The organism is Roseiarcus sp. (assembly GCF_052145395.1).
Taxonomy (GTDB): Bacteria; Pseudomonadota; Alphaproteobacteria; order Rhizobiales; family Beijerinckiaceae; genus Roseiarcus.
The window spans coordinates 1-3002 of record NZ_JBKQOT010000738.1 but is presented as its reverse complement, the minus strand read 5'-3'; the positions used below and the strand labels follow the sequence as shown (position 1 = coordinate 3002).

The 3002-nt window shown below is 61.9% G+C and carries 2 protein-coding genes and 2 pseudogenes; 3 read left to right on the top strand and 1 reads right to left on the bottom strand.

Features of this window, described 5'->3' with window-relative positions; genetic code table 11:
• Window positions 1–355: 355 nt before the first annotated feature.
• Window positions 356–625 (bottom strand): annotated as a pseudogene (locus ACLP25_RS25405) (HU family DNA-binding protein); the annotation flags it as partial.
• Window positions 626–805: 180 nt separating this feature from the next.
• On the opposite strand from ACLP25_RS25405, the gene ACLP25_RS25400 reads away from it, so the two are divergent.
• From ACLP25_RS25400 to ACLP25_RS25390, 3 genes and pseudogenes are all read left to right on the top strand, one after another.
• On the top strand, window positions 806–1015 hold the full coding sequence (locus ACLP25_RS25400; protein ID WP_442471895.1) for a cold-shock protein: 210 nt from the start codon (window positions 806–808) through the stop codon (window positions 1013–1015).
• 8 nt (window positions 1016–1023) lie between these two features.
• A complete protein-coding gene (locus tag ACLP25_RS25395; RefSeq protein ID WP_442471894.1) occupies window positions 1024–1257 on the top strand; it encodes a hypothetical protein in 234 nt (77 codons plus the stop codon).
• Between the two features lie 176 nt (window positions 1258–1433).
• Window positions 1434–3002, top strand: a pseudogene (locus tag ACLP25_RS25390) (MFS transporter); the annotation flags it as partial.

Sequence of the window (3002 nt, the reverse complement as noted above, 5' to 3'; positions counted from 1 at the left end):
GCGAGCAGGCAGTATAGATTTTACTCTGACAATGCCATCGACGACGTCAGAGAAGCCGTCAGCGCCTTCGCCGACCGCTACAATGCCGAGTGGCTCATCGAGAAGAACGGATACCGCTCCCCACGCGAGGCCCGTGCCGAATGGCTCGACACCATCCTCAAGCACGCCGCATAATGCAGTCCCGTGTCCAGAAAACCGGACGCACTACATTGACCTGCACCCGTCCCGGCCGGTCGCGCAGATCGAGCTCAAGAAATGGCTCGATCTCAAGACGCGCCGAGGCTACCAGCTCCGCGCCTGACTGCAGGACGCCGAGCTGCTCCGCCTCTTGCCGCTTGGCGCTGGTTCGCCTCAGCCGTTCAAGGAGATCTTTGACGGATTTTGCAGACGAGAAGGTGAGCTGGTTTGACGCCGCAATCTTGATCTTTTCGCCACTCGCTGGATTGCCTTCGCGCTCTGGCGTCGCCTTGACCTTGAATTTGCCGAACCCCAGGAGCGACACCTCCCCACCGCTTGCTGCCGCGTCCTGGATGTTCTTCAAGATGTCTTCGACGATGGACTTGGCTTGCGCTTTGCTCACGCTATGCGCGTCGGCGACCTTTGCGATGAGTTCGTTTGTGTTCATTTGGGACCTTCCATCGATTTGATGCGGCATGGGATGGCCCCAGCGCGATGTCACTATCGCGTCATTGCCTGATATGCGCGGGCGCTCGCCGCCTCAACATAGCGCCAGCGCCGATGGCTGCGCCTTGCAATGAATGTGGCCTCCGCTAGATTCGTCGGGTCAATTCGAGAGGAGCGCACCATGGCGACGGGTACGGTGACATGGTTCAATGCGACGAAAGGCTTCGGGTTCATTCAGCCCGACGCCGGCGGCCCGGATGTGTTCGTCCATATCAGCGCGGTCGAACGGGCCGGAATGCGTGACCTGAACGAAGGGCAGAAGATCGCGTACGAGATCGTCGCCGACAAGCGCAGCGGGAAATCCTCCGCCGACAATTTGAAACCGGCCTGAAATTGCCTGTGACCTATCATGCCGTCGTCGCATTCGACCGTGACGCGAAAGGCGACCTGACGCCCGGCGAAGCTCGGGAGGTGATGAGTCCGCTCGTCGCCGAACGCCGGGCTCGCGCGCGCGCCCTCGAACACGCTGGCGCGCTGGCGTTCTCTCGTACCGGCAATCCGGCAACCGGCGAGTTTCAGGACGCGGTGGTCCTCGCGCAATTCGGCGATGTTGATCTCGAAACGCTTGGGTGACGAAGAAGGTCCATTTCGGGACAGTTCGGGCTGATCAGGGGCTATCTTCTATCGTTCGCCGGTCCTGGGTTCGGTCATGCCTTCGAAGTCATGCACAGATAGAAGTAATCCGCTGGCGCGAGATTCCAGCGAAAGGCGAATTCAAGTAAGCTTGTCTTGCGATATTGGGCGGTACGATGCGCATCACGGCGAATAAGCGCGCGCCGTCGTCCCGCGGCATTTTCTCGCCTTTGCGCCATGCGGTGTTCCGACGCATATGGACCGCAAGCCTGCTATCCAACCTCGGGATCTTGGTCCTGGGCGTCGGCGCCGCGTGGACGATGACGCAAATATCTGCATCGGCCGATATGGTGGCGCTGGTCCAGACGTCATTGATGCTGCCGGTCGCGCTGGTCTCGACGCCCGCGGGCGCGATAGCGGACATGTTTGACCGGCGGATTGTCGGACTTGTCGCTCTATCGATCGCGTTGGCGGGCTCGATTTCGCTCTCGGCTTTCGCATGGCTAGGCTTCGTGACGCCTGTCCTCCTGCTTGTCGCTTGCTTCATCATTGGCAGCGGCATGGCTTTGTTCGGGCCGGCATGGCAGGCGTCTGTCAGCGAACAAGTGCCGGCGGAGGCGCTGCCCTCGGCCGTCGCCCTCAATGGCATCCGTTACAACATTGCCCGCAGCTTTGGGCCGGCGATCGGCGGGATCATTGTCGCGTCGGCCGGGGCGGTCGCCGCATTCGCCACCAATGCGCTCCTCTACCTGCCGCTACTCGTCGTCTTGTTTCTTTGGCGGCGACTGAAGGAGCCGTCGCGGCTTCCGCCTGAAAGATTGGCGCGGGCGGTCATTTTCGGGCGTTCGATACATCGTGCATTCGCCCTCTATTCGCATTGTGCTCGGGCGGACCTTGGTTACCGGAATTGCCGGCGGGTCGGTCTCGGCGCTGATGCCGATCGTGACGCGCGATCTCCTGCATGGCGGCGCGCAAATATACGGCGTCATGCTAGGGGCGTTTGGTATTGGGGCGGTGCTAGGAGCGCTCAATATCGCCACGCTCCGGGGGCGTCTGGGAGACGAACTTTCGGTCCGCCTGTGCATGGTCGTCATGGGCGTCTGCGTCGCTGTCGTCGCGATCAGCCGCTCGCTAGTGCTAAGCGGAAGCGCACTCATCTTCGCAGGCGCCGCCTGGACAGCTTCCGTCACGCTGTTCAATGTCGGCATTCAACTCGCCGCGCCGCGCTGGGTCGCTGGTCGCGCACTGGCGGCCTATCAGGCAGCAATCGCGGGCGGGATTGCGCTCGGCAGCTGGGTGTGGGGAAGCGCGGCGAACGCCATTGGTGTCGAGGGAGCGCTGCTCGTTTCTGGCGCAACCTTGTTTGTGTCGCCGGTGCTTGGTTTGTGGATGCGGAGGCCAACCGTCAGCGGCCCGAACGAACTGTCCCTTGACGTCCTCGCCGATCCGGAGGTTCGCCTCTTACTGACCCCACGCAGCGGACCGATCGTTGTCGAGATCGAATATCGCGTCGACCCCGCCAAGGCGCGCCTCTTCTACGCTCTCATGCAGCACGTGCAGCTGAGCCGTCAGCGTAACGGCGCTTACGGCTGGTCAATCGCGCGGGACATCGCCGATCCTGAACTATGGACCGAACGATATCATTGCCCAACGTGGCATGACTATCTGCGGCAGCGAAGCCGCTCAACGGCAACGGAGCGCGCCCTGCACGTCCGGGCCAACGAATTTCATATTGGTCCAGAGCC

Coding starts and splice junctions, on each gene's coding strand:
- ACLP25_RS25400 (WP_442471895.1), top strand. CDS start 806: ATGGCGACGGGTACGGTGACATGGTTCAATGCGACGAAAGGCTTCGGG.